Raw genomic sequence first — 26873 nt, 5'->3', positions numbered from 1 at the left:
ATCGGTATTTCATGTACCATTCGACATATATAAATACCAAAATGAGAATAATGATTGCCATAACAATGGCTTGCCAATATACTTTTTTGTCAAATTCAAAGGTTTCGGGATGGATAGAAAATTCCGAATAAACATTGGGTGCGATGCAGAGTAACGAAGCAGGATCGCATATCATTCCACCCAAAATGTAGGACCATCAACCGCTGGAAGGATTTCTTCTCCCTCGGGTTGTATGACGATTACCTCTTCGTCATCATCCATATCATACACCTGACCATCGTTCGGGATAATGGCGAGGTTCCAGTAAAAGAATGTAGGGCCAATTTTTTTTGCTATCAGCAGGTGTTTCCCATCAGGGGAGAAATCAGCATGGATCTCTCCGCCGCTGCTTTCCGTGACCTGCCGCAAATCACTGCCATCCGCATCCATCACGTATATATGGTTGCTCACCATCAATGCAAGTTGTGTGCCCTGCTTGTTTACCCGTAGGTTGCCCCATTGGGTGTAGGACATTTCTTTTAGCAAGGTCAAGCTTGTATAGGGCGGGTCGGACCGGAAGATATACCGGCCATCTAACGTAAACACAATACGGTTGCCGGGAAGCCACAGCACTTCGTCGTTAATTCCAAGAGATATAGGTCCCGTATCGGTGTTCACCGCCTCCAAGTGGGTAAGTATGTTCCCGTCTAGATCGGTGATGACGATACCATTATCCAACGTCGGGCTATACAACACTTTTTTATTATCGGGCGAGAGCAAAGCCTGTACTTTAGTATCCGTACCCCTCGGCGAATCATAATCAAATTCATCGGCAATTGTTCCATCCGAATTACGTACCAACGTGATTTTGGCAACATCAAATACACCAGCTTCCCGTTCGCTGGTCAGCCTGAACTGTCCGTCGCGGCCCATATCCCAAGAATTGAAGCCGTAGGTGTTGAACGTGAAATAAGTGCTCTGTCGGTTTGTACGCAGATCCAGCTGATATACATCTCCGGTAAAGGTATATATCAGTTTACCGGGCAGATTCTCGATCCCGTCATTTTCGTTGTCGCGATCGGCTCCATCATTCTTGCTGCACGACCAAATGCCCAGCACGGCAATCAGGACGAGTGTTATGGTTTGTAATTTCGTTATCATACTTCAGTTTTTCTTACTACAATCGATGTAAACAAAGTTAGCTGGTCGTTTCATACCAGGCAATCCACGAAAACAAGGAAAAATGAACATCTTTAACTACTAAAATCAATCCACCCACGCTTTCTCCGCTCTACTTCTTCGTTTCGTTTGTTCAGCTCAGCTTCGGTAGGTATAACTTCTTTTCCTTCGGTATTGATATAATATTCACGACCGTCTTTTTTTACCTTAGCAATCCCGATGGCAAAATTTTCTATATACTCAAATTGAACAGGGATGACCAATTGAAACTGTTCGTTGATATATCCACCTTTTTGATCCACCGCCACCCATGCCAACCCATCGTAAAAATGTCCAACACCGTCGAACTCCGGTTCGTACAGTATATTAAATTCAAAATCCATAAAACCCAGCTTGCCGTTTTGCCGGTAGGCAATATAATTTCTGCGCCCGTACAATCCTATATAGCTAAAATCGGTAGGTCGTAGTAAACGACCTTCTCTGTCGTAAATATCTATACCGTCCGCTTTTTTGGCATAGATACGACCACAGGCGTAGTCGAATAATATCTGGGCATAATTCACTGGAATGATTTCTTGTCCGTACCGGTTAATGACACCCTTCTTCTTATTCTGTGTGACCTCGGTCAGCATCGGATATCGAAAATAATGGGCATCATCATATATCATCGGAATGCGTATGCGAAATTGTTCGTCGGCATATCCCCAGCGATCATTCTTTTTTAGCTTCATCCGGTCATTGTAGAAAGAGCCTATGTCGTCAAATGCTAACGGTAATAATTCCGTCAGTGTCGTATCAATCAACCCTTCTTTTCCGTCTCGGCGAACTGCTGCCAGTTCTTTTCGATCGCCTTCTAAAGGTTTGATGGACTGATAAAGAAAATCGTTGATCGGTTCCCCTGTTTCTGAAGAGATGAAATCCCCATAACTATTGAACAACAATGGTCCAAACCTTTTTAAGTCCGAATACCCTTTCTCATTCACCAATACGTTTTTCTGTATGTTAAAGAGGTGTTCCCTCACGATACCGTAACTCTTCTTTCCAACGACAGCTATTCCGTACCGATTAATATCTCCGGCACCTCCGTCGAATTGCGGGGCAATCGCTTCGTTTCCATCTCGGTCTATATACCCGTAAATGTTTCCGTAATAGTCACTCGTATCTTTTATGCTAACCGCAGCATAGCCGTTTGAAAAAGGATATACCTTATTGTACTTGTTGAATCGTTTGATTTCCCGAAACTGGTAATCCATCAGGATTGTAGCACTGTCTTTTCGTATCCATATCCGACCTTCGGCGGCACTAATCGGAGCTTGATGGGTAAAGGGAAGCGCAACTTCTCCGTTCCTGTCCAGAAAGCCCCAGTTTCCGTTTTTTTTAGCCACCATCAGGCCATTATCCCAGATTTCGCCCAAATAAGCACATGTTACGGGAATGATTACTTTTCCCTGCCGGTCGAAAAGCCCGTAAAGGCTATTTTTTTTTGCGCGGATATATTGTCCCTCCTGCAGGTCGATGGTAGCATACAGGGCGTCCAGTAGCAGATTCCCCTTTGCATCCGCCAAGCCAAAGATATTCACCCGATCTGCTGCCGGATTATATACCCCGAGTCGATAAAAATCGTTTTCCCAGGGGGCTATTTCATCATAGCTGTTGGGTAATATAAAATTGCCCAGTGTATCGATGATGCCGAACTGGAAGTCTTTCCGGACGATCGCTACCCCATTTCTGAAAGCATGTGCTTCCTGATAAATAGCGGGGATGACAATCTCTCCTTGTGTATTGATATACCCTTTTTTTAATCCGATAGCAACTGCTGCCCGATTTTCACTGAAAGGTTCAGCCCAGTCAAACTGCGGCTTGATGACTGTTTTGCCTTTACGGTTGATATAACCCCATTTGCCTTTTATTTCTACTGGAGCCAATCCTTTAGAAAACGAATAGGCATGCGGTGCTTTTATTCTTCGCAATAATTTGCCCTGAGCGTTGATATAACGATATCCACGGTCATCCTGCGCCAGCGCCATCCCGTCGGCAAAGTCCGTTGCCCATGTAAAAGTCGGCTTTATAACCTGCTTTCTATCTGCCGAGATATAGCCCCACAGGCTGTCCTGCCTCACCAAACCCCAACCATTTAGGTTCTCACCCACATAATCGTAATAGGGCATGCCGCTTTGTTGGGTAACGAGGTTCTTAGGGCCAAAGCAGGAAGTCAGCAGGCTGCTGGCGATGAGTACGATCGCAAAGAAGCGGTAATAGAAGATATGTTTTTCCCTCATGGTATTACATATATAAAAATACAACAACGATTTTTTTATTTTTCCCTAAACTCTTTCAAGGTTGGCGGATGCAGGTAAAAGGAAATAAACTCATCGTTTTCCTGTTGCGACACCCACCCATCCGCATAGGGATACAATGCTTCCTGCGGTGTAACATCGACTGGCAATCCCGTCTGCGCACAGGCACTGCTGCTAAGCATAATACCTAGGTAAAATATACATTTTGTCATCGATTCAAACTTTCAATTAAGAGGTTTTCCCTCTGATACAAATTTCTCCAAAATAAGAGCTTCAACCTATCCACGAAAACCGCTATTTTTCGATTCCGGCTTTGATATCGTTGGACGATGGACTACATTTGATAGATTCAAACCTGTATTAAACTTTGGAAGATGAGGTGTAAGAATGGTTTTCTGCTCTTGATAATGACCGTGGCGTATAGTCTGCCAATGATACTTTTAGCTCAATCAAAGGGTGGTTTGGATATAAATTTTACTCATATCTATAATGCAGATAAAACAGAAACCTTCGGCGTGCAAAGGGAATATACCCATGTGGGTAAAACCTATCAGGTGGGCCGGATGTTGCTTAAAGATTTTCAATACGGTCCGTTGACGCTGCGCGTGATTGAAAAGGACACCATTACGGATATCCTGGCTCCGATGGATGAATATCCCGATCTAGAGATGTCCCGTGCAGAATCGATCCAACTACATGGACGTCCGTCTTTCTTTGTTATCGACCGCTACCGGGTGTATCTCGTTGATCTGGAAAATGAAAAGATCTCCGTGCGTATACAGCCCGGTCTGGGGGTAGCATATGGCGATGATTCCATCAGTGGAACCGTGGGTGGATTTCAATTTTTCGATGGAGACAATTATTTGTTGGGTATAGCGGTCAGCTATGGGATTTTCTGTTTCAATATCTCCGACCTTGATCATCCAAAAGAACTCCTTCGTTATACTTCGGATTTCAGCGATCATGGACAACCCTATTTTTTCTTGGAGAAAAATGCCGACGGCTCCTACAATGGTATTGTTTCACAAAGCGATACAACTAAAAAATCAAACCATGTTTCCGGTTTTTATACAGCAACCAAGCAAGCAAGATACCTGTTTCGGGGTGTCCATTTAACGGTGTCGGAAGAGTCTTATGCCGATCCAGCAGACTACGAAATCGGTCATCCGGAACCCTTTTTGTTGCTTTACGAAAAAGAGGGAAACGGCGGAAAAACACCTTGGGTTATAGATCTTAAAAAAGGAATAGTCATCAAAGGCGAGGCGACAAAGCGCTTTATAGAGAAGCATCCGAAGCTATGAGAAAATTATGGAGAACCTGACAATTCGAAATAGTAGCAGACATGAGATCAGCGCAGTTAGAAGTTCACGTCTTATCCATACGTTGGTGCCGCGTGGTCATAAGGGCAATACCTATGAACTTTCCGAGGTTTATTTCATCGGTATCCTTGATTTTGCATTGGACAGCGCGGCCAGTGATCAGTACTATTACGATGTAGTGCTTTACGACCGGGAGCACAAAGTCCAGTTTTATAACAAGTTGGGCTACAAGCTTCTCAGCCTGCCTAATTTCCGTAAAGAAGAATCTGAAATCAAGACCTTTATGGATATGTGGCTATATGTTTTCAAGCACATGTCACAGTTGAGAGAAATACCAAAATTTTTGGATAAACGTGTATTTGGTCTTATCTTTGATATCGGAGAGGTATCAAATCTAAAGGTAGAAGATATGAAAGCATACGAATGGAGCTTAAAGGATAAGCGTGATGCGGAGAGCATCCGTCTTACGGCTGTTAGGCAAGGTTTGCAGGAAGGTTTACATAAAGGTCGATTAGAAGAACGTACCAAAGCCAAAGCTGAAAAACTTAAGTCTGCGTTGAATTTAAAAAAGAGAGGCCTTCCAATAAAAGATATAGCCGAAGATTTAGGGCTTACTGTTGAAGAAATCGAAAAACTGAAATAGCTTTTTCAACAATATTTTATGAGCAGGCGCTTTCTTATAAAGGAAGTGCCTGTTTTAATTTACATCTTGAAGTATACAAACCACCTGATCGATATGATGAATCTTGACGACGCTCTTGTACGCTATGATTCATAGTGTACGTTTATCCTTTACGAATGTTTCTTTTAACACTTCTAAAATACTTCCGGTATAATAACTGTCCAGCTGATATAAGCCATTTGATTCAGTAAACAGAAAATACAGAGGATATCAGGAATTCTATAATTTACATTGTAAAACCCCAATCTTTTATATAAATAATAAAAACTTAATAGCAATAATAGGATAACCAGCAATTCTAAAACTGCAAGACCTATGGTGAGGGGATTAAAAAAAAATAAAGCGATCGTCATTATATATATCGTTAGCCTTATTAAACCTAAATTACGTTTCAAAATATTCTAATATGAGGTGAATACCATTTATGGAGATAATTCATCTGACGCAAATTGTCGTTGTGCAAAATTAGGGTATAGGAAGGTGTTTGGCAAAAAAAGCTGTGTTATCGTTATGTTTAGTTTTTATTATGTTCTCCTGTTACTTTTTTCTTACGCTTCCCGGTCTTTCATTTCTACAAATATTAATGTGCCTTCGTAGTAAAGTAAGGAATAATAGCTGTAACTCCCGAGATGATCACCTCGGGAGTTTTGTTAAACCCCGTACCACTTTTCGAATTCGCTAAGCGAGATGGCGTAGGTTGCAATTGTTTTTGAAAGTAGACGGTCCATTGTTGTTTATATTTTTGCTAATTCTTTATTGATAAAGATCATCTCCTCTGTAGAAATATGGATGTCCATTGCTTTTGCATTGGCTATAGCCTGTTCGGCATTTCTAGCACCAGCTAGTACAACGGTGATCGCTGGTTGCAGGCTTGTCCAGCGTAAAACCAATTGAGATAAGGAAGCTCCTTTTTGCTCAGCAATAGGCATGATCGCGTCTAAGAAAGTTTCTACTTTTTTCAGGTCAAATTGCTGGAAGTAACCATTTCTATGATCATTTTCTTTCAATTTACCATCTTTGAAGTATTTTCCGGTCAATAGACCTCTTTCCATTGGACTGTACACAATGATTCCCAAATTATTTTCTAGCGCATAAGGTGCCAGGTCTTTTTCTAAACTTCGATTCAACATACTGTAACTAACCTGATTACTGGCAATGTTTGCCGTTTGTCTAGCTTCTTTGACTTGATCGACACTGTAATTGCTCACTCCAGCAGCGCGGATCTTACCTTGCTGGATTAGGATTTCCAGCGCCTCCATGGTTTCGCTGATCGGCGTAGTGCTATCAGGCCAATGTATCTGTAAAAGATCGATGTAGTCTGTCTGTAAGCGTTTTAAGCTTTCTTCCACCTCTTTGATCACGCTGGCTTTTGAGGAGTATTTATAAACGGGCAATACTTTGCCATCGTCTTCCGCATCAAAGAAGAAGTCTCCTTTGCCTTGATTGCTACCATCCCATACCAGTCCAAATTTGGTAAGGAGCTGGATTTTGCTTCTGTCGTATCCTTTAATAGCTTCTCCGATCATTTCTTCGCTCAGTCCAAAACCATAAAAAGGTGCGGTATCTAAAGTTGTTACACCGTTATCAATCGATGCTCTTACCGATTCAATAGAATCTTTTTGTTCGTTTCCACCCCACATATTGCCACCGATAGCAAATGCACCGTAAGTAATAACCGACAACTGTAAATCTGTATTTCCTAATTTTCTGTATTCCATTTTTTAAATTTTGTCTGTTAAATAAATCTGTGGATTTTCTTGTAATTTTTCTTGCGCCAACTCGCCGAAGGCCAAAATATAAGGCTGTTTATTATGTTTATCTAATCCCTCTTGGTCTTTCCATATTTCGTAGAATATAAAGGTATTCTCATCGTCCTGCCCTTGATGTAGATCATACTGTATACATGCCTTTTCTTCGCGGGTCTTGGTGACCATGTGCTGTAAAGCTTTTGATACCTCTTCACGGTATTCCACTTTGGCTTTGATAATAGCTGTTATATAGATCATACGTTTTGTTTTTCTTCGATTAATATTTGGTCTAAATGTTTAACATATTCCAGATGGTAATTGTTTATGCGTTCTGCTGTCGCATTCTTTTCCAGGTCGTGAAAATGGAAGCCATCGATACGTTCCAATCCGGCAAATTGGTTCATCTTGTGAAAACCGAATAATATACCATCATCTACTGATGTCTGATCGAAAAATTCGCCCGGTAGAGTGAAGGCAGTTTCGGGGGCGTTCCATGTGGAGTTGACCATATATTTTTTGCCGTGCATCAATCCTCCTGTCCCGTAGTTGATTGCTGGGTTTTTGCGGCTTCGGCCGTCGCTGGCATAGATACCATTCTGATGACCGGCAGTAAACACTTCGTCAATATATTTTTTTAGACGATTAGGTACCTGAAACCACCAGATAGGCGTGTTATATATGATCATATCTGCCCATTTAAAATTTTCTACCTCTTGTATCGGATCAAACTCATTATTTGTTGAGGTGACCCGCACTTCGAATCCCGATTGTTCTAAAGTCTCTTTTGTCCAACCGGTAAGTGTATTGTTAAATGCGCCCCCAGAGTGCGCAAATGTTTGACCGCCGTTGATGATAAATATCTTGTTCATGTTATTATTTTCATTATTGATAGTGCAAATTTCTATCATTATTATGTGTTATTAAAATAACTTAAATTATAGTTCTGTATAATAAAAATGATAGCTTGAGGGGTTGTTATTTGTTTATATATATGATATATTTTATACCTTTGTATCATTAATATGATATAATATGCGTTGGAACTTAGAATGGCTACGTACATTTAAGGCAATTTATGAGACGGGCACGTTATCCGCAGCTGCGCAGGAGTTGTTTGTTTCGCAACCGGGTGTCAGTCTGCATCTTAACTCGCTGGAGGCATTCACGGGCTATAAGCTATTTGATCGGTCGGCACGGAAGATGGTGCCAACGGAAAAGGGAAAGATCCTATATAACTATGTATTGGATCCTTTGAAGAAAATGGAAAGTGCAGAGCAGCATTTTCATAAGCGTGCCAAGGATGAACGCGTGACTATCAGTGTAGGGATGTGTTTTGAGACCTTTCAGTATACGCTGGAAGAACATATAGCAAATTTACCTTTTAACCTGATCATCAATTTTGGTGAGTACCCTAAAATGCAGCACGATCTGGATAATGGACTTTTGGATTTGATCGTGACGCCCAAGAAAGGGACGCAGCAAAATCTACTTTATAGACCCTTTTCCAAAGAACGTATCGTACTAATTGCCGGGGCAAATACAGATACCGTTGAGATTGAAAAATTGTTGGCCGAAAATAGGACGAAAGAAGTGGCCAATTTGTTAAAGGAGCAACTCTGGTATAGTACTGCTGCGGATATGGAGCATCTTAAAAACTTTTGGCTGAAGCATTTTGGGGAGCACCCTGATTTTAGTCCCAACTATATTGTGCCCAACATCAGCTCTATAGTCCGTTGTTTGAGTGATGGAACCGGCTTTTCTGTCGTACCAGACTTTTTATGTACCGATGCGTTAGCTACGAATCAGATTAAGTTGGTCTGGGATGGAAAACATCCCTTGGAAAATACGTTGTATTTCGGCACCCGTAAAAAAACAATCTATCAAAAAGAAATAGAACAATTGGAGGCTTTGCTGGAAGATAAGTGGTGAAAATCAATATAGTGAAATATCGCCTATTTTAGCATTACATGATATTGATAGCTGAAAGAGTTAATGGTATTTTAAAAGGTGAGTTTGAGTTTACAAACAATGAAGGGGGGCTAGTTGTTGATAACTGTATCTTACTATGACAAAACTTATAAAAACAGTATGTTGCGGGAAACGATTGGAAAAACGAAAATATTATTAGCAGAGAACCATTTAGTGGTCAGAGACGGAATAAAGTTACTATTGGATAATGAAGATAATCTTGAAGTGGTGGCCGATGTATGCTGTGGTCGGGAGATATTGGATTTGATAGCCGCAGGTGTGGAAGCGGATATTCTTATTACAGACTTAAATATGGATAATGGTGGTTTTCGGTTCATTAAAGACATCCATGAAAAGAACACTGGGATATATGTGATCATACTAACAATGCTGTATGACGAACATTATGTCGCGCAGAGCTTCCGGAATGGTGCGAGAGGATATCTCGTCAAAAATGTGAATGCAGAGGAAATGCTTTTCTGCATCAATCATGTGGCAAAAGGAGGTCGGTATCTGTGTGAAGAGCTTACGATGAAGCTGGTGGATAAACTCATCCATCAAGAGGATGCCCGGGCATTTAGAATGGATCCGACGGAATTATTACTTACTACACGCGAGATGGAAGTATTGACGTTATTAGCCGATGGATTGACAAACCTAGAAATTTCTGAAAAGCTGTTCCTCAGCAAGCGTACAGTAGAAGGGCATAGGCAAAGTTTGATTGACAAGACGAAATCAAAAAATACGCCAGCATTGATCAAATTTGCTATTCAAAATGGATTGCTGCAGTATTCCCCTTTATCCGAATAGACGAGATTGTGACAATGATTCAAAAAAATGCATCCTTTTGAACGAAATGACGAAATAGAGGTTACCTATATAATATGAAGATTACCGTTTTTCGCGCTCTACAGCCAGAACAGCTCTACGATGCGGAAAGGACGGAAAGGCATTGTTGTCCTGACATTTCGTTTCTCCTTGTTTTTAGATGAATTGTGAATGATCTCTCCCCATAGGATTTGTTCCCGGCTCTACTACGGGATCACGATCGATATTGGGCTCCGGTGTTGAAAGCTCATTAATTTCGGGCTCTGCATCCGGATTAATCTCGTCGATATCGGGATTAGGCGCTTCAAGGGGATCGATGTCTGGCTGTTCATTGGGCTGGTTTTCCTCTATCTCGTCCAACTCCGGCTCCTCTCGTTCAAGTGGGTCGACATCCGGTTGTTCCGGAGGTAGATTTTCAACGCGCTCTCCACCATCTGGTAGATTTTCTTCGTCCGGTATGTTTCCTTCACCACCACGATTTGGAGTGGCCGGATCGGACGTTGGTTCTACTACCGCGAAAGCTATGATAGGACCTTGTCCTTTTATAGCAAAAAGGTTTTTTGTTTTCATCATGTTTCATTTATTGATGTATTAATTGAACCTATTCTGTTCCATATAGTTGCAGTGATAAATACCCAAAAAACAGAATAAATACCCTTAACCAATAACAGGTCCTTCGAATTTGATTAGCTGATAGGTAGAGAGATCTATAGAGATTCCGTCGCCATGAACTATTCGAGGGGGCAGTTGTTCAATCGATATAAACATAGATTATTATGGCAGATAAATTTAAGAATACATAATTTACAAACTTATATAGGATATTTCGATGGTAATTTCATTTTTAATCAACGATGTTCACACAGAAGAACTGAACTGCACCACATCACTGTTGGCGTATGAAGTTTGGTCCCTCGGATCCGAAGTATGGTATATCGGTATGTCTGATTTCCGCATGGGAACTTTAGGAACGATAGAGGTAGGCGCAAGGGTATTAAAGCCAGATGTGCAGCTGGAAAATCCCATCGACCTTATCACACACCTTCGGCAGCAAAATTTGACATACCAGCCAGCCGAAGCTCTTGATATTCTTTGGATCCGGTTTGATCCAACCTTGGAGATGCAACCGCGACCATGGGCACCAAATTTTGCACTACAGTTTGCCGAACGGATAAAAAGATCTGGAAAACTTGTCGTCAATGACCCGCAGACGCTAGCCTTCCACAGTAACAAGATCTATTTACAGGACTTCTCCGAAGATGTAAGGCCGCCGGCCGTCGTGACCAGAGACTATGCGGACGTTGTCAACTTTATGTCGGATCATCCAAAAATAATACTGAAACCGGTACAGGGGTCAACCGGAAAAAATGTATTCTATGCGGACGCTTCACATATCATGAACTTACGGCAAATTGTCGATGTACTGGCTATGGATGGATATTTTGTCGTACAGCAATATCTTCCCAAAGCTCAACAAGGAGACCTTCGGGTTTATCTGTTGGATGGTGAGCCGATTGAAATAGATGGACAGTATGCAATCTTGCATCGGTGTCCTGCTCCCGATACCATAAGGAGTAATATACATCAGGGGGGAGAGGGAACGGCTGGAGTGATGACCCCGGCAGTCGCTCAAGTTATTGAAAAGGTTAAAGAAAAACTGGCTTTTGATGGAATGTATTTTGTGGGACTTGATCTGGTAGGAACGGAGCTATTGGAAATCAATGTGAACTGCGCAGGTGGTCTGGCAATTACCAACGAGGTATGCCAGCGCAATTTTGCTCCCGCTATCATAGATCATTTAATACAAAAGTGGAAAAGACGTAAAAAAAATAATCCTGTGTTATGTCCCTAGGCCAGGGTTAAGGTATACGTTCTTCGGCGTAGATGCCAAATCGAGAAAAGACCAGGAAGCATTTTACCGCGCACGGTACCTTCTTTTTGCAGTCTCCACCTCAGGTAATTCATTTGACTTATTCGTTAAAAATGAGAGCAGGATGCTTTCAATTGACGAACGTGATGATGATGAAAGTACAACAGTGCTGTTTCTTCCGTACCGCCGGAATAGCAATGCACGTTTGGGATATCGAAGTATGCACTTGCCACCTGCGCCCAGATCTGTGCTAAATGGCTTCTACGTGAATTATGGGTACAGATAAAATTGAGGTTTATATCCTCTGCGCTGTCTGCTTTTTGCTGTACAAAGTCTATCAGCGGTTGCAGTATCGTTTTGCGTTCCTCACTTACGGTCTGGACGTCTATAATCCCGTTTATGGTTTCAGTTAAATTCTTATACATGACGGTTGGCCCTTCGTGTTTAACAACATCCCGAATCAGGTGTACAGCAAGTGCTGTTCAACTCCGATAATTTTACTTTCTGTTTCTCCGCAGGAATACCGCAGGCATCGCTTGCCAAGCAAGCCGTCTGTTTGTTCTTTAGGATGAAATGCTTGCCGTCAAAACCCAAGTCAAACTTGCCAATCGTTTCTCCTTGGTATTTTTTCACATAATCCTCTACTATATCGGGAATTGTAACGGCAAATTCAGTTTTTAATCTGTCTAAGTGATGGGTATTATCAGACAGCCCAAAAGGGAACGGTTCATCGCCTTTCCAAAATTTCTTGATTTCAGCCAATGCTCTTTCTATTGTCATTCGTTCTGTATTTTCGTTTGACCGTCATGCCTGTTGCACATACTGTTGTTTATTTTTTGATCGGGATATCGTGTTTTTCCGCATAAGGTATGGCGTAGCTGTCCAATCGGTCAAACCGGGCCTGCATTTCTCCATCGTATTTTCCAAACAGGTTATCTATGGCAGTCATAATGTCTTCAGATGGCCTTTCGTCATCGATCATCGCTGCGATGTCAAGGTATTCGGTTTCAAAAATTCCCTTTGCATAGCGGAACACTTCCAGAGAGGCATGGATAAGCTCTTTATTATCTCCTTTTGCCGACAACGTTTCAACCTTTTTTAAGTTTTCATCAATGGTTGCGATAACATATTGTTGAACGTACGCTACCGAAGTACCCTTTGTTGCTGTGTCATCTTCATATACGGTGATATTGTCCGTTGTTTTCCTTTCCATCAGCTCGTTGAAGAACCTCGGCGAATAGTAGGTTGTAACATTATTCGTATTCAGCCAGGTCTGTGCGACTACTTTTTTGGGAGAAGGTCCGCAGGAAACCACACCGGTTAAAGCGGTTAATAACAGGAATTTTATGTAATATATTTTTTTCATTAAAATAACTTATTTATTGATTTGTCAATGAGTTTTCCGTCTGTGATTTTAAGCAGATACGGAAAGCTCTTTCTGTCTTCGATGCTGTAAAAGCGCTTTTGAAATAAAGCGTTGGTCATAGTCCGATTTTGGTGTCTTACTATCAAGATATATTACTTTAATGTCTGGGGAAAGTATGGGCAAAGTATTATTTTCAATAAAGTCTTTGCTATTGGTCCTGTTGTTGTAGCAGAAAAAGTTTGTACCATCAATTGTCCGCAAATAGTCGTTGTTATCATTTCGCTTCTCCCGTCCTTTAAAGTACCTTATAACAGTAAAATGTACGTGTCCAACCTATCTCATGTCCAGGTTCAACTTTGGGGTAAGGGAATTAAACAAATTTTCGGGTGCCAGTAAAACCCAGGCTATGGGGGCCAAAACAAGTACCCAGATGATGATTGATAAAACCGTGCTTCCGGAATGCGCTTTCAGGAATGTGATTAAAAGAAGAAGGGCCGAATAGTATAAGAACAGCGAACCGATGGGATAGGCAATAAAGGAAATCAAGGTTTGTAGTGAAAGGGCAATAACCCCGGAAATAAAGAGCAATGCCATAATTACAATGATGCTTATTTTTAATGTCTTGTACATATATCCAATTTTATCGTTTTATTCATTTGCGGTAAGCCGTTGCATTTCCCCGTTTTTGTAGTAAAAGGGCTGGAAATATCCATCGACAAACTTTACCACAGCCATATGGATATCCACCGCTACAGGTTGCGGTCGGTCGATAACGTGATTGTGGTCGCTACCGTTGGCTTTCCGGCATCCAGCTAATGATAGCAAGGCAAGGTTTGCCAACAATATACCTTTGCAATAGCGTGGTTTCCCTGTCAATACGCCCATCTTCAAAATTTTAGAATTTCCTTACTTTGATGTACCTTAAAATGCCGTGTACCTGATCTTTTGCACCGCTGTCCGTTTCCGGGTGACGGTAATGTATTTCCAGATATTGGCTATCTTTGAAATAAGTCTTCGCCGTGCCGTTTACATAACCTTCCGAAGTCCCTTCCTCATAGAAAATGTACTGATTATGATATTGGTAGCTATCCATTCCGCGGTTTTCTTTGTTGAAATCCTCTTCGCTTAGCGTTGTTTTCCCTAACGCTGTATAGAGTTCCACCATCCCCTTGGGAGACTGGTAGGAAAAGTAATGGTCACCCTTTGTGGCAGTGTTGCTTTGGACGAATGGCGTATCCCCTGTTTTGAGATGGACGTCGTTCAGCATGTAGTCACCTAAATAGATTCCCGTGAAGGGATCGATCCAGAAGCTTGTCGATCCATCGACCGTTTGCAACTGTTCCACCGAAGCATTCTCCCACTCGGGGATATTTAAGTTCAATTTTTCGCTTACCTCTTTCAGTTTATTGAGCGTTGCCAGCGTATCTGTTCCAAGCAAAGGTATCACCGTCTCAAAAACCAGCTGTCCCTGCTGGTAAAACCCCAACAGGTAACGGTTAAAATTTGCAGAGACCCAGTAAATACCTGTTTTATAGCGACTTTTTCTTGCCAATACAGAAGTTTCGTGCAGCGATGCGCTATGTGTGTCCGTGGCGGCATCCAATCCACCGAAAAAGGTGTTGCCCGTTTCGACATAACTGTTGCCGAGAAAAACCTCTTCATAGTTATAAAGTAACGTGGCGCTGACAAACAGATCTCCCCAAACGGCATCCTTGAACAGGACCTCGGTTTGTTGGTAGATAGCCGTATCGCTAGGCGTACCATCCGTACGAAGTTCTTCCATGGCATTGTAATATCGCCCTATAAAGGGGAATACCTGTTTTGCATTTGTCAATACGACTTTATCTTCCTCCTGCAGTTTTAGCTCATTGTCAAAAGGGGCTTGCCGGAGCCAGCTATCCAGGTGCTTCCCCGTGAGTTCGGCCACCTGATCGTCCCACATGAATGTTCTTGTGTTTTTGTTGTCACAAGATAGGGCAAACAGCCCGATACCGCCGACGATGACCAATGCGATGATACCCATAATTTTCTTTGCCGTCATGATAATCTATTAATTATAAATGTTCTTCCAACCGTTGTCATTTACCTACATCCTTTTTACGTCTTGTTCGCGATAAATATTTCTGTTCCAATAATGCGATCATGGGAAGTGGCTGGAATTTTCTGCTGGATGTTTTAGATTGCTAAGACAAAATACGCGAAAAAACCTTAAAGTCCAATAATTTAACACGCAACAAAGTGTCTATCAGTACAATTCCTGCATATACAAAGTGTCTACATTGCCAGATCACATAGGGCTATGGCGATCTTTTTTGCCATTGAGTTCCAATGGTACGCTGCCGATGAACATAAAAAAAGTGTCGCGAATATGGGAATCGCGAGAAACAAAAAATGGGTAAAAAAAATAGGTGAAAGGAGTTTGAAGAACAAAAGCATTTTTGTGTTTGTCGGTGTGAAACGATGGATGTCAATAAACTTGCGTATTCTGTTGCCCTGTACGGTGCAACCAAAACCAAGAAAATATTGGCGCCGGTTCTTTCTAAAACCCCGCATCGCAGAAATGCCAAAACGGTCCAATATGCCCACTGATTACCTTCACAACCACAAGCAATTTGCGGATTTGTTGCGTATTATCGAGGACGAAACAGAGATACAGGCCGGACTGGTAGAAAAGGACTATTGGATTATGCATACCTGCCCACAAAGCTAAAAGATTTCCAAAATTAGACTTTGAAATTCCCATAGCCGAAAATCAAGCGTTTCTGCTTCATGATACAGAATTGCGAAAATCCTTTAAGAATAGGCACCAAAGTTCGGCCGCTCTTTACGATAAAGGTCAACCCGAATTTGACCTGTTCATAGATAGAATAGGAGAGTATGTCGAAAAGCTTTAGAGAGATTTTTTTTCTGATTCCAAAAAGCACAAACTATAATCACTTTTTCGATAACGATAATTCATAGACAATATTTCCATTCCTATCCTTCTTTTTAGTAAGGTCCAATACCCAATTCTTTATCCGTTCTTCCGATATGTTATCAACAGCTTTTTCGAATTCGATAAGTAAAACTTCCGCCCAAACCCCCACTTTTCTTCCGTTCAGCCTTTTTCCGCGGGGACGAAACTGCTGTTTTTCTACTGTTCAACATTTTTTTTGGAATTCTCCATTCACATACAGCATATTTGCTAGGTGATCACACAGCCATCTATCTAGGATCGATAGGTGCTTTTTATAAACCAAAACATAAATTGAACATGGAACAATTTATTCATGAAATCCAAAACCTAGCAGCGGTAGCCTCGAATGTACTCGAAGCAAACGAAGGTCTTGCATTACTGTCTGCTAGCAAGGAAAAATGTAATCTTTATTATTTTTAAATCAAGTTAATCCCAAATCAAGGGTGATCCGGACACCCTTTTTAACTAACTAGATCAAACATGAAAAGTGAACTAAATACAATACCGGCAATACCTACGGCAAAAAATGATCACATCCGCTGGAACCACAGTGTCAAACTAGCCTTGATGCTGTACCGCTGGAAATTGGTAGACAGCTACGAATCCATATTGCAGATCATAAACATCCATCAAAAATATCTTCAACAGGAAACATTTCAGCCCGACCATACCTTTCTGCCACAACTGGAAGAACAGCTGCCTAAGGCGGACGGACCGCGTATATGGTCATGATTCCATATTGGACTCTTTAAATATTGGTTAGTGTGCTTAACTAAAATTTGTTATGTAGTGATGTTTTGCGAAACAATTCTTATTCTCCCGTTCCATAAACAAACCTCGTATCTCCATTCTATCTTCCATAAGCGTTATAGTTTTACCTTTCGGAATCTTCGGCGTTAGCCGTTTATAAACGCTTATACCCGTTTATAAACGTTTAAAAATCGGCTAATGCTCTTCTCATTTTCGATGTTTGTTTCATCAATGATATATTAATTAAAACCTTTTATGATGATGAAACAGAAAAAACTGCAGCAGAACATTGACATTTTGAGTGATTTTGGCTGGAAGTGGTATTTCGGCGAAGAGAACAAAATCAACCTCATCAACTTTTTGAACAGCCTGCTGGAAGGAGAGCACGTGGTGAAGGATCTCCACTATATCAATGTTGAAGAAGGAGGCGAAGATTCGGGCAAGCGGAAGGTGGTCTTTGATCTCCGTTGTGTGGGCGAGGACGGAGAACATTTTCTAGTGGAAATGCAGCTACAGAACCAGAATTTCTTTTTCGACCGCGCTGTTACCTACACCTCTCGTACGATCAGCCGTTTGGCAAAGAAAGGGCGGGAGGGCAATAGCTATGAACTTCCTTCGGTTTATTTTGTTGCTGTACTGCGCTTCCGGTTGGACAAGACCAATCTGGAGAAATATTATTACAGCGCGAAGATTGTGGACGAATTCGATAACGAGGTGCTATATCCGAAACTGAGTTACAAGATGCTGGTCCTCCCTAATTTCAATAAGCCGCGGGAGGCGCTGCCAACGCTCCTGGATCAATGGATGTACCTGATGAAGCATTGCCATGAGATGAACCAGTTGGTTAACTATTTGGATAAAAGAATATTCTCACGTATCTTTGAGATAGGAGAACTGGCCAATCTAACGCCAGCGGAGAAGATGGCATATATATCTAGCTTAGACAGGAAACGGGATTACAACAATACGTTGGCTTTTGCAAAGCAAGAGGCTAAGGCTGAAGGATTGCAACAAGGTAAAGCTGAAGGTGTGGAGCAAAAAAGCTATGAAGTGGTGCGAAACCTGCTCATAGCCAACCAATTTACTGTCGCTGAAATTGCAGGTTTTGCTACCGTGACAGAAGAATTTGTAGAAGAAGTCCGTGCTGGCTTGTCTGATAAAAAATAATTACGCAGATAAAAAACTGAAATAGCAATTCGGCGATAAAATATATTGAATAGGCACTTTCTGATAAAGGAGATGCCTGTTTTAATTTCGGCCTGGAAGCTTATTTTCCCGTCCTATAAACAAACCTCGCATTCCTATCCTTCTCCTTCTCTAGCTTCGGAAGTCCCTTAGTACCATTGCAGGCCTTAAGCGCATTCGCTAAAAACAACGGTCGAACCACTCCGGTCAATTGTGCTTTGCAATCATTAAAAATCTGCAAAGCATTCTTAACGACATCAAATAACGAACACTAATGTTATCCAATACCCAATTCCGTATCCGTTCTTCTGATACGATATCAATAGGTTTTTCGAATTCGATAAGTAAAACTTCCGCCCAAACCCCCACTTTTCTTCCGTTCAGCCTTTTTTCGCGGAGCCGAAACTGCCGTTTTTCTACTGTTCAACATTTTTTTTGGAATTCTCTATCCACATACAGCATATTTGCTAGGTGATCACACAGCAATCTATCCAGGATCGATAGGTGCTTTTTATAAACCAAAACATACATTGAACATGGAACAATTTATTCATGAAATCCAAAACATAGCAGCGGTAGCCTCGAATGTACTCGATGCAAACGAAGGTCTTGCATTACTGTCTGCCAGTAAGGAAAAATGTAATCTTTATTACCTTTAAATCAAGTTAATTCTACGATAAGGGTGATCCGGACACCCTTTTAACTAACTAAAACCAACTATGAACAGCACCCCAAATACTTTACCGGCAACACCTGCGGCAAAAGATGACCATATCTTCTGGAACCAGAGTGTCAAACTAGCTTCGATGCTATACCATTGGAAATTAGTGGACAGCTATGAATCCATATTGACGCTCATCAACATCCATCAACAATATCTTCAACAGGCAACGTTTAAGCCCGATCGTATCTTTCTGCCACCACTGGAGGAACAGCTACCCAAGGTGGACGGTCCCCGGATATGGGCATGCTTCCATATTGGGCCTTATGCGTTGATGGCGCGTGCACTTATCCGGCGCGGACATGGTATTGCCATCTTGCTGAAAGACGAGGTGTTCGAAGAGCAATATCCCATGTATATGCAGAAGTTCAAAAGAAGTTTCGGACGGGAGCCGAAAGCAAGCGAACTGCAGTTTGTACGCTCAAGCGGCTCAAGATCCCTTATACAGCTAAAACAACTGTTAAAAAAAGGCTACCACGTTATCTGCTATGTCGATGGGGAAGAAGGCGGAGAGAAAGGATGGACACAGATCCATGTACATAACTTCGGTATGGTCAGAAAACGACAAAAGCCATTCTAATTCGTGAACGGCTTTTCCTTTAATTTTTTAATAAATTATTTTATCCAACAAGGCTAGAATTCTTATTTTTCTTGTCAAGGAGTTCTTGGGGAAAACCGTGTTTCTCTAAGAAAACTTTCGACTTATTTGCTTTTTTAACAAAATATGGGTCGTTTCCATAATCACTCACTGTATTTTGGATACTGTCCCTGTTTTTTTTATTTTCAAGATTTTTCATATCAAACCTCCTGTTATATACAAAGATAACTATTATTTGCGTGAGACCAAAAAAGCCTCATAATTTACTTTTGTTTCGAAAAGTTGCCACTTTCCGTTCGTATACCCGTACACGTGCAGTATTTCCTGTATTTCATCAATATTTCCGGATATCCCCATTTGGTATAGCCTAGTTCTTGCAGGTGTGCTACCTTGGGCATATACCATCACATCTGGAAAATGTTCGGTAAATACCAATACTATACGTGCAATCGTCGTTAGAATTTTCTCCCTATCCCCATTATTCGATTTTGATAAATCGCTGATAATACCAGTTTCGGTATCAAGATCTCCGAAACCAAGGTTAAAGTAAGTTATTCCGTTTGCATTCTGAGGACTGAAACGGACAATTTTTTTGATTTTACCTTTTGGTCCCACACTTTCGAATTCGAAGTCAAGATGACTATGGTTTGTCTTAAATTGGTAATGTCCTAAATTCATAATCAGTTAGTTGTTGAACAAATATAGTAATCTTATGACAGCAAAAATAATTAAAGTCAAAATAAATTGTATTTTTATATCTGTCAAAAAACGTAGATAACCAATCATTATAAAACGTAGATAATAACATGCTGGAAGCAATTTTTGGGCTTATCGGCGTATTCGTCGGTTCTGCCATTTCATGGTTTCAAACTTCTTAGAACAACAAATTATTTAAAATTGACTCGAATTCCTCTCTAGGCTTGAGCGTACCATTTTGTTGTGCATTTTTTAACGAAAGACCTACAATTTCCTTCATGGCGTTAACCATATCTCGTTCTTCATTTAATTGAGCCATGCCTTTAAGCGATTTGGAGTACAGTCTCAACGCACAGATGGATTTGGCGAATAGAAAGTTGGCAGTATACGAATCAGTTTCCGCCCCATTTATCAGCCTAAAGCAACTAAGAACAGGTCCCCATGCATTTTGAACTGCTCCAGCTCCAATAAGTATAGCTATTTTATTTTGTTGAATTGCCATCATGATGAAAGTGATTAACTATTGATAACTATAGCGGTTTCAAAAAGTCCCCGTCTTTTGTTATTTTCTGACTTTCTATGGCATAATTAATAGATTCTAATATTGATCTCCGCATATCCTCCGTTACTCTCGAATAACCGAAGATTTTCGCGATTAAAGGAACAGCACTTTCGGATTGTATTGCTATCGAATTCTCTACCACTTTAGCAATGGCAAGATTCATTTCTTCGGGAGCAAGGTAAATTAGTTTTCGTGAATTAGGATTCAGATAGCTTCTATCGCGAATAGTGGCAGTATCATTTTCGGGATACCATAAGAAGTCATCTTTTCTAATGACTAATCCATTATCGACAGCATATGACGTTGCATTTGTGATTGTCGCACGAATGCAAGTTAGGATAAAATAAAAAAATCGGGTTGATCTGTAAGTTTTTGGAGATTTCGACTACCTATAATACAAAAAAAGAAAATATGAAAGGATATATAAAACTTCTTTTTGTTGGCTTTTTAAGCGTCTCACAGTATTGCATGGCTCAAATCGTTGATGATACTAATATCAAATTGTTAAAAGAGTATTTAACAATTCAACAGAAAAGAATTGGTTTTAATGGTGTAGTATTAATTGCTAAAAATGATACAATTCTTTTTAATGAAGCTTTTGGCAAATCCTCTTACGAAAACAACACTTCCCTCACTATTGATTCTAAATTCAAAATAGCCTCAATAACGAAGTCTTTCACTGCGATGCTAACTGCTTTGGCGGTAAAAGAAGGAAAGCTGAATTTTGAAGATTCGCTTGCAATGTTCTATCCTGAATTAAAAGATTCATCATGGCGGAAGATAACCATTGAACAAATGCGTTCGCATAGTTCAGGAATCCCTCATAACGAAGGAATAGCTGACTATTGGTCTTCGACGTCATTCTTACCTTTGAATAATCAACAGGCTCTTGATGAGATTTTTAAAATGAAATTAATGTTTGTTCCTGGCACAGACGTCAAATATTCAAGTCCAGGTTATTTTTTGCTGGCGTCTATATTGGAAAATACATACAAGAAGAGCTATACGAATTTACTCGAGGAAAAGATTACAACTCCTTTAGGCATGGGCGAAACAGGAATCTTCAACACTAAAGCAATTATAACTAACATGTCTTATTCATACCATCTTTTGGGAGACAGTTTGATCGTAGCCCCCTACCGGGATTTCTCTTTAATGAAAGGTTCAGGAGATATGTATTCAAATGCACATGACCTGTTTAAGTGGTTAAAAAGTTTCGGAGGTATTATGTGGGCAAAGGAAATTAGAGAGCAAATTTTTACCTCTTATACAAAAGGTCTAAATAATAATGATCATGGCTACGGATACGGCTGGTTTATTCGTCCCGCTAATGATCACCATAAATTAGCATATTACGTTAGAGGTGGAACCTTTGGTTGTTCCGCAATTTCTGCTTGGTATCCTACTGAAGAAATGGCAATCATTATTCTAAGTAATATATCAACATTACCCGTAAATGAACTTTGGAGTGACTTGGAAAAAATCATATTCAATCAATCATTTAAATTGCCCGAAATAAAAAGGGATTTAAAAATAAGTTTCGATCAATTAGAGAACCTAAAAGGAAGTTATATTTCCAGTAATGGTGATGCTAAACTACTCATCATATCGGAAAATGAAAATTTGTACGCAAAACTTGGAAATAATCCGATATTCCAAATTTATAGCGATTCATTTTTAGGGTTTTACGGAAAAAAAGTAAACGTAAAATTTACGTTCCAGCAAAATACCGAAGGTCAAATAATCGGTCTTGTGGCAGAAGGTAGAGGTCAAGTTCTTATCTTTAATAAAGAATAATATGGATGAATCACAATTTTTACTTCTTATTAAAGAGCATCAGGGAATAATTTACAAGATATGTCAACTGTATCGTGATGTAAAAGAGGATCGTGAAGATCTTTTTCAGGAGATTACTTTTCAACTTTGGAAATCACGTCAAACCTTTAAGAGCGACTCAAAAATAAGCACATGGGTATATCGCATTGCCTTGAATACTGCTATAGCTGCTTTTCGTAAAAAAAGACATGCAGTGGAATATCTTCCTCATTTGCCGGATTTTCCAGAAGAAACACCCAACGACGATATGGTTTTAAGGCAAGAGCGCCTATTTGCGGCGTTAAAACAACTTAACGACAGCGATAAGGCCATAGTAACTCTCTATCTTGAAGATTTGAGCTACCAACAAATTGCAGACATAATTGGTATTAGCGAAACCTATGTAGGCGTTAAGTTAAATAGGATAAAGGCAAAAATTCAAAAAATAATATTTTAATAAAATGGAGTTCAACGAATTAAAATCAACTTGGGACGCTGTAAAAACTCCCACTATTTCAGCTATCGAATTTCAAAATATGCTCTCGGAGAATAAGCATCCCGTCTTGAAAGCTTTAAGAAAACAATTTGCTATTGAAATAGCAGGATGGTTCATTTTTTTAGCCTTCTATTATTCTATGCTTGATGGTGCCGAAAAGCCATTGTGGATCAATCTGTTGCTTGTTTTTTCAATTCTATTGCCTTTTGTCCATAACTTAATGGGCTATCGTTTGTCAAAGAACCTTGTATATGGTAGCAATATCTATGAATCGTTAAAAAATTTCCTATCCAAAGTTAAAGCTTACGCCATAGTTTCTATAATTTCAAGACAAATCTATTTAATGGGACTTCTGATATTTTTAACATATGGAACCAACATAGATTCTAATAAATATCTCTCCTTAATTATTATTATCTCATTTTTTCTGCTTCAGCTTGTTGTTTTGTTCAATATTTGGAAAAAACGACTGAAAAGTCTTGAAAATACAATAGCGACGTTTTGTTGATATCCAAAAGAAAGTTGTATTAAGAAGCGCCTGTTTTAATTTACTTCTTTCCGCCCAAACCCCCACTTTTCTTCCGTTCAGCCTTTTTCCACGGGGACGAAACTGCTGTTTTTCTACTGTTCAACATTTTTTTTGGAATTCTGGAGCCACATACAGCATATTTGCTGCGTGATCACACAGCTATCTATCCAGGATCGATAGGTGCTTTTTATAAACCAAAACATAAATTGAACATGGAACAATTTATTCATGAAATCCAAAACATAGCAGCGGTAGCCTCGAATGTACTCGATGCAAACGAATGCCTTGCATTACTGTCTGCCAGCAAGGAAAAATGTAATCTGTATTACCTTTAAATCAAGTTAATTCCAAATCAAGGGTGATCCGGACACCCTTTTAACGAACTGAACCCAAATATTTTACCGGCAACACCTATGGCAAAAAATGATCACATCCGCTGGAACCAAAGTGTCAAACTAGCCTTGATGCTATACCGCTGGAAATTGGTAGACAGCTACGAATCCATATTGCAGATCGTCAACATCCATCAAAAATATCTTCAACAGGAAACCTTTCAGCCCGACCATACCTTTCTGCCACAACTGGAAGAACAGCTGCCTAAGGTGGACGGTCCTCGGATATGGGCCTGCTTCCATATTGGGCCTTATGCGTTGATGGCGCGAGCACTTATCCGATGCGGATATGGTATTGCCGTACTGCTTAAAGACGACGTATTCGAAGCGCAATATCCGATGTATAGGCAGCAGTTCAAAAGAAGTTTCGGGCGGGAGCCGAATGCGAGCGAACTGCAGTTTGTAAGGTCCAGCGGTTCAAAATCCCTTATACAGCTAAAACAACTGTTGAAAAAAGGCTACCACGTTATCTGTTATGTCGATGGGGAAGAAGGAGGCAGCCGAGAGAAAGGATGGACGCAGGTCCGATTACGAAATACCACCTTGGGTGTACGCATGGGAATGGCCATATTAAGTCATTTGAGCAGTGTATCAATACGTCCGGTTGTTCTTACAACGGAAGGTGAAAAACTAACGCTACGGAGCAGGGGAGACCTATACGTAAACAACCGGGAGCAATATCAAGCCACTATGCAATACTGTTACCAAATACTGGAAGAACTCTCTGCCAAGGAAATCCTGCAGTGGGAAAGTATTCCCAGACTATTCGATAAAACCGTTTCACCCCGGATCGAAACCTCGGAGACCCCAATATGGTTACCTGTATACGCAAAAGACAAAAATATGCTTTTGAATATTGTCTCGGGGAAATATGCAGAAGTACCGGCGGAACAGTTTGAAAAAATGGATGCGTTGAGGCAAGAATTCCTTAAGCAATTTTAATTTACATAAATTTATATCGCAATAAGAACCTTATACTATGAGTCAGACTGATTTAAATCGAAAATTCTCAGAGATAGTCCAGTCCTTCCACAACAAATGCGAAGAACAACATCATGCGATCGAAAATAAGAAAGAAAGGGAGCGGAAGAAAGAGCAGGAACAAGCTAAACGGAAGGAAGATGTCATCAAAAAATTTGATGATACGATCCTGAAAGATCTTCAGACATTTTTCACAGAAATCAAATCGGCATTTTCTTCACCCTATCTGGAACTCGTGTTGGATACCCATGGTCAACATGAGTACTTTTATATTCATGACGATGATCATATTCCGGCTTTTGCCGTCCTTGCGGTAGATGCTAAATCGAAGGATGATGACGATGTTTTTAACTGTGCATGCTACCTGTTTTTTGTGGCATCCAGCAGGGATGACTCATTTGAATTATCGCTTAATAACAAAAGCCGCGAGTTTTTATGTTTCGGTGAACACGAAGATGATGAGCGCACCACGCTGCAAACCTATTCTTTTGACGATTATAATTTTGAAGAAATTCGGGGGCACATTGAAAAATACCTAACCGAAGAGTTATCATATCTTCAGAAAAATTTTAATGTACGTAAAGCGGAGTGGGAGGACTAGTATATGGGTTTATTTGATGATTTCTATTATGACGACTCTGCCTCGATGACATCGGCGGAAGCTGTTAAACTCCTTACGGCGCTGGCTGAAGAAATACCGGAGATCCTTAAAGAAATTGCTCCCGATGGCTGGGCTAAAAGTGCTTATAGACGTCTCATATACCGGTTCAATCGTAAATCGGACGTAGTAAACCGTCGGAGGAATTTGGCTATTTTCCATTATCATATCCATAAGAGCCAACATCCCGGCACGCCTTTTAATGCTGATGACTACCTAGAAAAAAAAGATTTGGGAGCGTTATTTCCAGATAGTATACACTACGAAGCCACCATCTTATTTATACTCTGTATTATAACAAAAGGTCTGAGCCGCGAGCGAACCATGCTATATAAGCCCGATCGCAGTCCACGTGTATTGGATATTTATGATATTAACCAAGCCTTACCCATTGTCCTGGCAGAGAAAAATCTCTGGCCGAAGGAAAAGATAGACAATTTCTTCCTTTTAGACATACACGATGTTTATATGGATGTTGATACCACACCTTTTTACACGGGAGCTTTCCGGGCTTTAAAAAAGCTGGACTACGACTGGGAGTACTTCGATTTCGAATTTGCGACAATTATTGGCAATATAGAGGAGTACCACCAGTTGAAGTGGTCGCCGACAGCAATAAACGATAAAGGTAAGACAGCCTCACAAGTTTTAAAAGAGATCGTCGACACGTTAAAAGACCTCAGTTTGGCGCGTTTAGAACCTTTGGACGAGAAGGCGATCTGTAACGCATTCAATCGTAAGCAACCAAGTAATGCCGTTTTAGCTTATTTAACCGTCTTCGGAGAGTTGCCTTATAAATATCCGTTGCAAGTTGCGGATTATAAGAATCTTGATGATTAACCATTTCACGGCATCTAGATTTAGTATGAATTTTTAAAAAAAACAATGATGTTCAAATTTTTCAGAAACAACAACAAAGCTACCCCTAGAAAGGAAGACCTAAACAGGGAAGCAGTTCAAAAGCGGGGAATGGAACTAGCTAAGATTACCGAGAAGCGACATGCGGCCGGCTTTCCACAGCAGGTGAAATCGGAGGAAGATTTAACGGCCGTGATGTATGTATTTACCGACCAGTGGGATTATGCGGTATTGAAGATAGGTCTCGATGTTCCTGTTTTGGACGACGGCAGCCTGCGGCCTAGCTTAAGAAAGAAAGGTTTTCTTCCGCTCAATTGTACGTCTTCAAACTAAATTAGACACATTAGGATGGAACCTTAAGGAGACTTTCGAGTTATAAATTTATTAATTTTTGTTGATTATACAATTGTCTTCTTTTATTCAGAGAATCGATTTTTACC

The 26873-nt window shown here is 40.5% G+C and carries 34 protein-coding genes and 1 pseudogene; 19 read left to right on the top strand and 16 right to left on the bottom strand.

Annotated elements, in window-relative coordinates:
* Nucleotides 1-171: 171 nt before the first annotated feature.
* The 3 genes from H8B17_RS20295 to H8B17_RS20285 form a co-directional block, all read right to left on the bottom strand.
* Nucleotides 172-1140 carry a TolB family protein gene (locus H8B17_RS20295; protein WP_190311067.1) on the bottom strand — a complete coding sequence of 323 codons (969 nt, stop codon included), beginning with the start codon at nt 1138-1140 and terminating at the stop codon, nt 172-174.
* A gap of 92 nt (nt 1141-1232) precedes the next feature.
* Nucleotides 1233-3437, bottom strand: a complete 2205-nt coding sequence (locus H8B17_RS20290) for a WG repeat-containing protein (protein WP_190311066.1) — start codon at nt 3435-3437, stop codon at nt 1233-1235.
* Nucleotides 3438-3472: 35 nt separating this feature from the next.
* Complete coding sequence (locus H8B17_RS20285) at nt 3473-3667, bottom strand: hypothetical protein (protein WP_190311065.1); 195 nt, start codon at nt 3665-3667, stop codon at nt 3473-3475.
* A 162-nt stretch (nt 3668-3829) separates the two neighbouring features.
* Here H8B17_RS20285 and H8B17_RS20280 point away from each other — a divergent pair, with 162 nt between their 5' ends.
* Nucleotides 3830-4756 carry a hypothetical protein gene (locus H8B17_RS20280; protein ID WP_190311064.1) on the top strand — a complete coding sequence of 309 codons (927 nt, stop codon included), beginning with the start codon at nt 3830-3832 and terminating at the stop codon, nt 4754-4756.
* A gap of 7 nt (nt 4757-4763) precedes the next feature.
* Complete coding sequence (locus H8B17_RS20275; RefSeq protein ID WP_190311063.1) at nt 4764-5417, top strand: PD-(D/E)XK nuclease family transposase; 654 nt, start codon at nt 4764-4766, stop codon at nt 5415-5417.
* 773 nt (nt 5418-6190) lie between these two features.
* On the opposite strand, the gene H8B17_RS20270 is transcribed toward H8B17_RS20275, so the two are convergent.
* From H8B17_RS20270 to H8B17_RS20260, 3 genes are read right to left on the bottom strand one after another with little or no spacing between them, the layout of a single operon-like run.
* Nucleotides 6191-7174 (bottom strand): aldo/keto reductase, encoded by a 984-nt coding sequence (locus H8B17_RS20270; RefSeq protein WP_190311062.1) that lies wholly within the window; start codon nt 7172-7174, stop codon nt 6191-6193.
* A 3-nt stretch (nt 7175-7177) separates the two neighbouring features.
* Nucleotides 7178-7462, bottom strand: a complete 285-nt coding sequence (locus H8B17_RS20265; RefSeq protein ID WP_190311061.1) for a putative quinol monooxygenase — start codon at nt 7460-7462, stop codon at nt 7178-7180.
* Nucleotides 7459-8073: an NAD(P)H-dependent oxidoreductase gene (locus tag H8B17_RS20260; protein WP_190311060.1), complete on the bottom strand. Its 615-nt coding sequence runs from the start codon at nt 8071-8073 to the stop codon at nt 7459-7461. The genes H8B17_RS20265 and H8B17_RS20260 overlap by 4 nt, the downstream gene beginning before the upstream one ends.
* A gap of 163 nt (nt 8074-8236) precedes the next feature.
* Here H8B17_RS20260 and H8B17_RS20255 point away from each other — a divergent pair, with 163 nt between their 5' ends.
* On the top strand, nt 8237-9133 hold the full coding sequence (locus H8B17_RS20255; protein ID WP_190311059.1) for a LysR family transcriptional regulator: 897 nt from the start codon (nt 8237-8239) through the stop codon (nt 9131-9133).
* 159 nt (nt 9134-9292) lie between these two features.
* Nucleotides 9293-9982, top strand: coding sequence for a response regulator (locus H8B17_RS20250; protein WP_223816709.1), 690 nt, complete (start codon nt 9293-9295; stop codon nt 9980-9982).
* A 174-nt stretch (nt 9983-10156) separates the two neighbouring features.
* Here the strand turns inward: H8B17_RS20250 and H8B17_RS20245 are convergent, their stop codons facing one another.
* The gene (locus H8B17_RS20245; RefSeq protein ID WP_190311058.1) at nt 10157-10573 is read right to left on the bottom strand and encodes a hypothetical protein; all 417 of its coding nucleotides are present in this window, start codon (nt 10571-10573) and stop codon (nt 10157-10159) included.
* A 256-nt stretch (nt 10574-10829) separates the two neighbouring features.
* On the opposite strand from H8B17_RS20245, the gene H8B17_RS20240 reads away from it, so the two are divergent.
* On the top strand, nt 10830-11852 hold the full coding sequence (locus H8B17_RS20240; RefSeq protein ID WP_190311057.1) for an ATP-grasp domain-containing protein: 1023 nt from the start codon (nt 10830-10832) through the stop codon (nt 11850-11852).
* A 125-nt stretch (nt 11853-11977) separates the two neighbouring features.
* Here H8B17_RS20240 and H8B17_RS20235 read toward each other — a convergent pair whose 3' ends face one another.
* From H8B17_RS20235 to H8B17_RS20210, 6 genes and pseudogenes are all read right to left on the bottom strand, one after another.
* Nucleotides 11978-12295 carry a hypothetical protein gene (locus tag H8B17_RS20235; protein ID WP_223816708.1) on the bottom strand — a complete coding sequence of 106 codons (318 nt, stop codon included), beginning with the start codon at nt 12293-12295 and terminating at the stop codon, nt 11978-11980.
* A gap of 19 nt (nt 12296-12314) precedes the next feature.
* Nucleotides 12315-12497, bottom strand: a pseudogene (locus tag H8B17_RS20230) (DUF6428 family protein); the annotation flags it as partial.
* A gap of 202 nt (nt 12498-12699) precedes the next feature.
* Complete coding sequence (locus tag H8B17_RS20225; RefSeq protein WP_190311056.1) at nt 12700-13236, bottom strand: hypothetical protein; 537 nt, start codon at nt 13234-13236, stop codon at nt 12700-12702.
* 333 nt (nt 13237-13569) lie between these two features.
* Nucleotides 13570-13866, bottom strand: coding sequence for a hypothetical protein (locus H8B17_RS20220; RefSeq protein ID WP_190311055.1), 297 nt, complete (start codon nt 13864-13866; stop codon nt 13570-13572).
* Between the two features lie 18 nt (nt 13867-13884).
* The gene (locus tag H8B17_RS20215; protein WP_190311054.1) at nt 13885-14121 is read right to left on the bottom strand and encodes a hypothetical protein; all 237 of its coding nucleotides are present in this window, start codon (nt 14119-14121) and stop codon (nt 13885-13887) included.
* A gap of 10 nt (nt 14122-14131) precedes the next feature.
* A complete protein-coding gene (locus tag H8B17_RS20210) occupies nt 14132-15277 on the bottom strand; it encodes a hypothetical protein (protein WP_190311053.1) in 1146 nt (381 codons plus the stop codon).
* 258 nt (nt 15278-15535) lie between these two features.
* Here H8B17_RS20210 and H8B17_RS20205 point away from each other — a divergent pair, with 258 nt between their 5' ends.
* The 6 genes from H8B17_RS20205 (at nt 15536) to H8B17_RS20190 (ending at nt 19428) form a co-directional block, all read left to right on the top strand.
* A complete protein-coding gene (locus tag H8B17_RS20205; RefSeq protein ID WP_190311052.1) occupies nt 15536-15946 on the top strand; it encodes a hypothetical protein in 411 nt (136 codons plus the stop codon).
* Between the two features lie 543 nt (nt 15947-16489).
* Entirely contained in the window at nt 16490-16612 is a 123-nt protein-coding gene (locus H8B17_RS20805; RefSeq protein WP_262891650.1) for a hypothetical protein, read from the top strand.
* Nucleotides 16613-16672: 60 nt separating this feature from the next.
* On the top strand, nt 16673-16924 hold the full coding sequence (locus H8B17_RS20200; protein WP_190311051.1) for a hypothetical protein: 252 nt from the start codon (nt 16673-16675) through the stop codon (nt 16922-16924).
* A 273-nt stretch (nt 16925-17197) separates the two neighbouring features.
* Nucleotides 17198-18109, top strand: coding sequence for an Rpn family recombination-promoting nuclease/putative transposase (locus H8B17_RS20195; protein ID WP_190311050.1), 912 nt, complete (start codon nt 17198-17200; stop codon nt 18107-18109).
* Nucleotides 18110-18663: 554 nt separating this feature from the next.
* A complete protein-coding gene (locus tag H8B17_RS20800) occupies nt 18664-18786 on the top strand; it encodes a hypothetical protein (RefSeq protein ID WP_262891649.1) in 123 nt (40 codons plus the stop codon).
* A gap of 60 nt (nt 18787-18846) precedes the next feature.
* Nucleotides 18847-19428 (top strand): hypothetical protein, encoded by a 582-nt coding sequence (locus H8B17_RS20190; protein ID WP_190311049.1) that lies wholly within the window; start codon nt 18847-18849, stop codon nt 19426-19428.
* Nucleotides 19429-19468: 40 nt separating this feature from the next.
* On the opposite strand, the gene H8B17_RS20185 is transcribed toward H8B17_RS20190, so the two are convergent.
* The 3 genes from H8B17_RS20185 to H8B17_RS20175 form a co-directional block, all read right to left on the bottom strand.
* Nucleotides 19469-19645 carry a hypothetical protein gene (locus tag H8B17_RS20185; protein ID WP_187444205.1) on the bottom strand — a complete coding sequence of 59 codons (177 nt, stop codon included), beginning with the start codon at nt 19643-19645 and terminating at the stop codon, nt 19469-19471.
* Between the two features lie 32 nt (nt 19646-19677).
* Nucleotides 19678-20124 (bottom strand): DUF6934 family protein, encoded by a 447-nt coding sequence (locus tag H8B17_RS20180; protein WP_190311048.1) that lies wholly within the window; start codon nt 20122-20124, stop codon nt 19678-19680.
* A gap of 196 nt (nt 20125-20320) precedes the next feature.
* On the bottom strand, nt 20321-20647 hold the full coding sequence (locus tag H8B17_RS20175) for a hypothetical protein (RefSeq protein WP_190311047.1): 327 nt from the start codon (nt 20645-20647) through the stop codon (nt 20321-20323).
* Between the two features lie 468 nt (nt 20648-21115).
* On the opposite strand from H8B17_RS20175, the gene H8B17_RS20170 reads away from it, so the two are divergent.
* The 8 genes from H8B17_RS20170 (at nt 21116) to H8B17_RS20140 (ending at nt 26766) form a co-directional block, all read left to right on the top strand.
* Nucleotides 21116-22501: a serine hydrolase domain-containing protein gene (locus tag H8B17_RS20170; RefSeq protein ID WP_190311046.1), complete on the top strand. Its 1386-nt coding sequence runs from the start codon at nt 21116-21118 to the stop codon at nt 22499-22501.
* 1 nt (nt 22502) lies between these two features.
* Nucleotides 22503-22976 carry an RNA polymerase sigma factor gene (locus tag H8B17_RS20165; RefSeq protein WP_148921180.1) on the top strand — a complete coding sequence of 158 codons (474 nt, stop codon included), beginning with the start codon at nt 22503-22505 and terminating at the stop codon, nt 22974-22976.
* A 4-nt stretch (nt 22977-22980) separates the two neighbouring features.
* On the top strand, nt 22981-23523 hold the full coding sequence (locus tag H8B17_RS20160; RefSeq protein ID WP_148921179.1) for a hypothetical protein: 543 nt from the start codon (nt 22981-22983) through the stop codon (nt 23521-23523).
* A 233-nt stretch (nt 23524-23756) separates the two neighbouring features.
* Complete coding sequence (locus H8B17_RS20795) at nt 23757-23879, top strand: hypothetical protein (RefSeq protein WP_262891648.1); 123 nt, start codon at nt 23757-23759, stop codon at nt 23877-23879.
* A 78-nt stretch (nt 23880-23957) separates the two neighbouring features.
* A complete protein-coding gene (locus H8B17_RS20155) occupies nt 23958-24878 on the top strand; it encodes a hypothetical protein (RefSeq protein WP_190311045.1) in 921 nt (306 codons plus the stop codon).
* A 37-nt stretch (nt 24879-24915) separates the two neighbouring features.
* Nucleotides 24916-25518, top strand: a complete 603-nt coding sequence (locus H8B17_RS20150; protein WP_190311044.1) for a hypothetical protein — start codon at nt 24916-24918, stop codon at nt 25516-25518.
* A 3-nt stretch (nt 25519-25521) separates the two neighbouring features.
* The gene (locus H8B17_RS20145) at nt 25522-26415 is read left to right on the top strand and encodes a hypothetical protein (protein WP_190311043.1); all 894 of its coding nucleotides are present in this window, start codon (nt 25522-25524) and stop codon (nt 26413-26415) included.
* 45 nt (nt 26416-26460) lie between these two features.
* Nucleotides 26461-26766, top strand: a complete 306-nt coding sequence (locus tag H8B17_RS20140) for a hypothetical protein (protein ID WP_190311042.1) — start codon at nt 26461-26463, stop codon at nt 26764-26766.
* Nucleotides 26767-26873 lie beyond the last annotated feature (107 nt).

This window comes from Sphingobacterium arenae (genome assembly GCF_014692505.1).
Taxonomy (GTDB): Bacteria; Bacteroidota; Bacteroidia; order Sphingobacteriales; family Sphingobacteriaceae; genus Sphingobacterium; species Sphingobacterium arenae.
The sequence above is the reverse complement of the archived record's forward strand: the minus strand, read 5'-3'. Positions and strand labels throughout refer to the sequence as shown.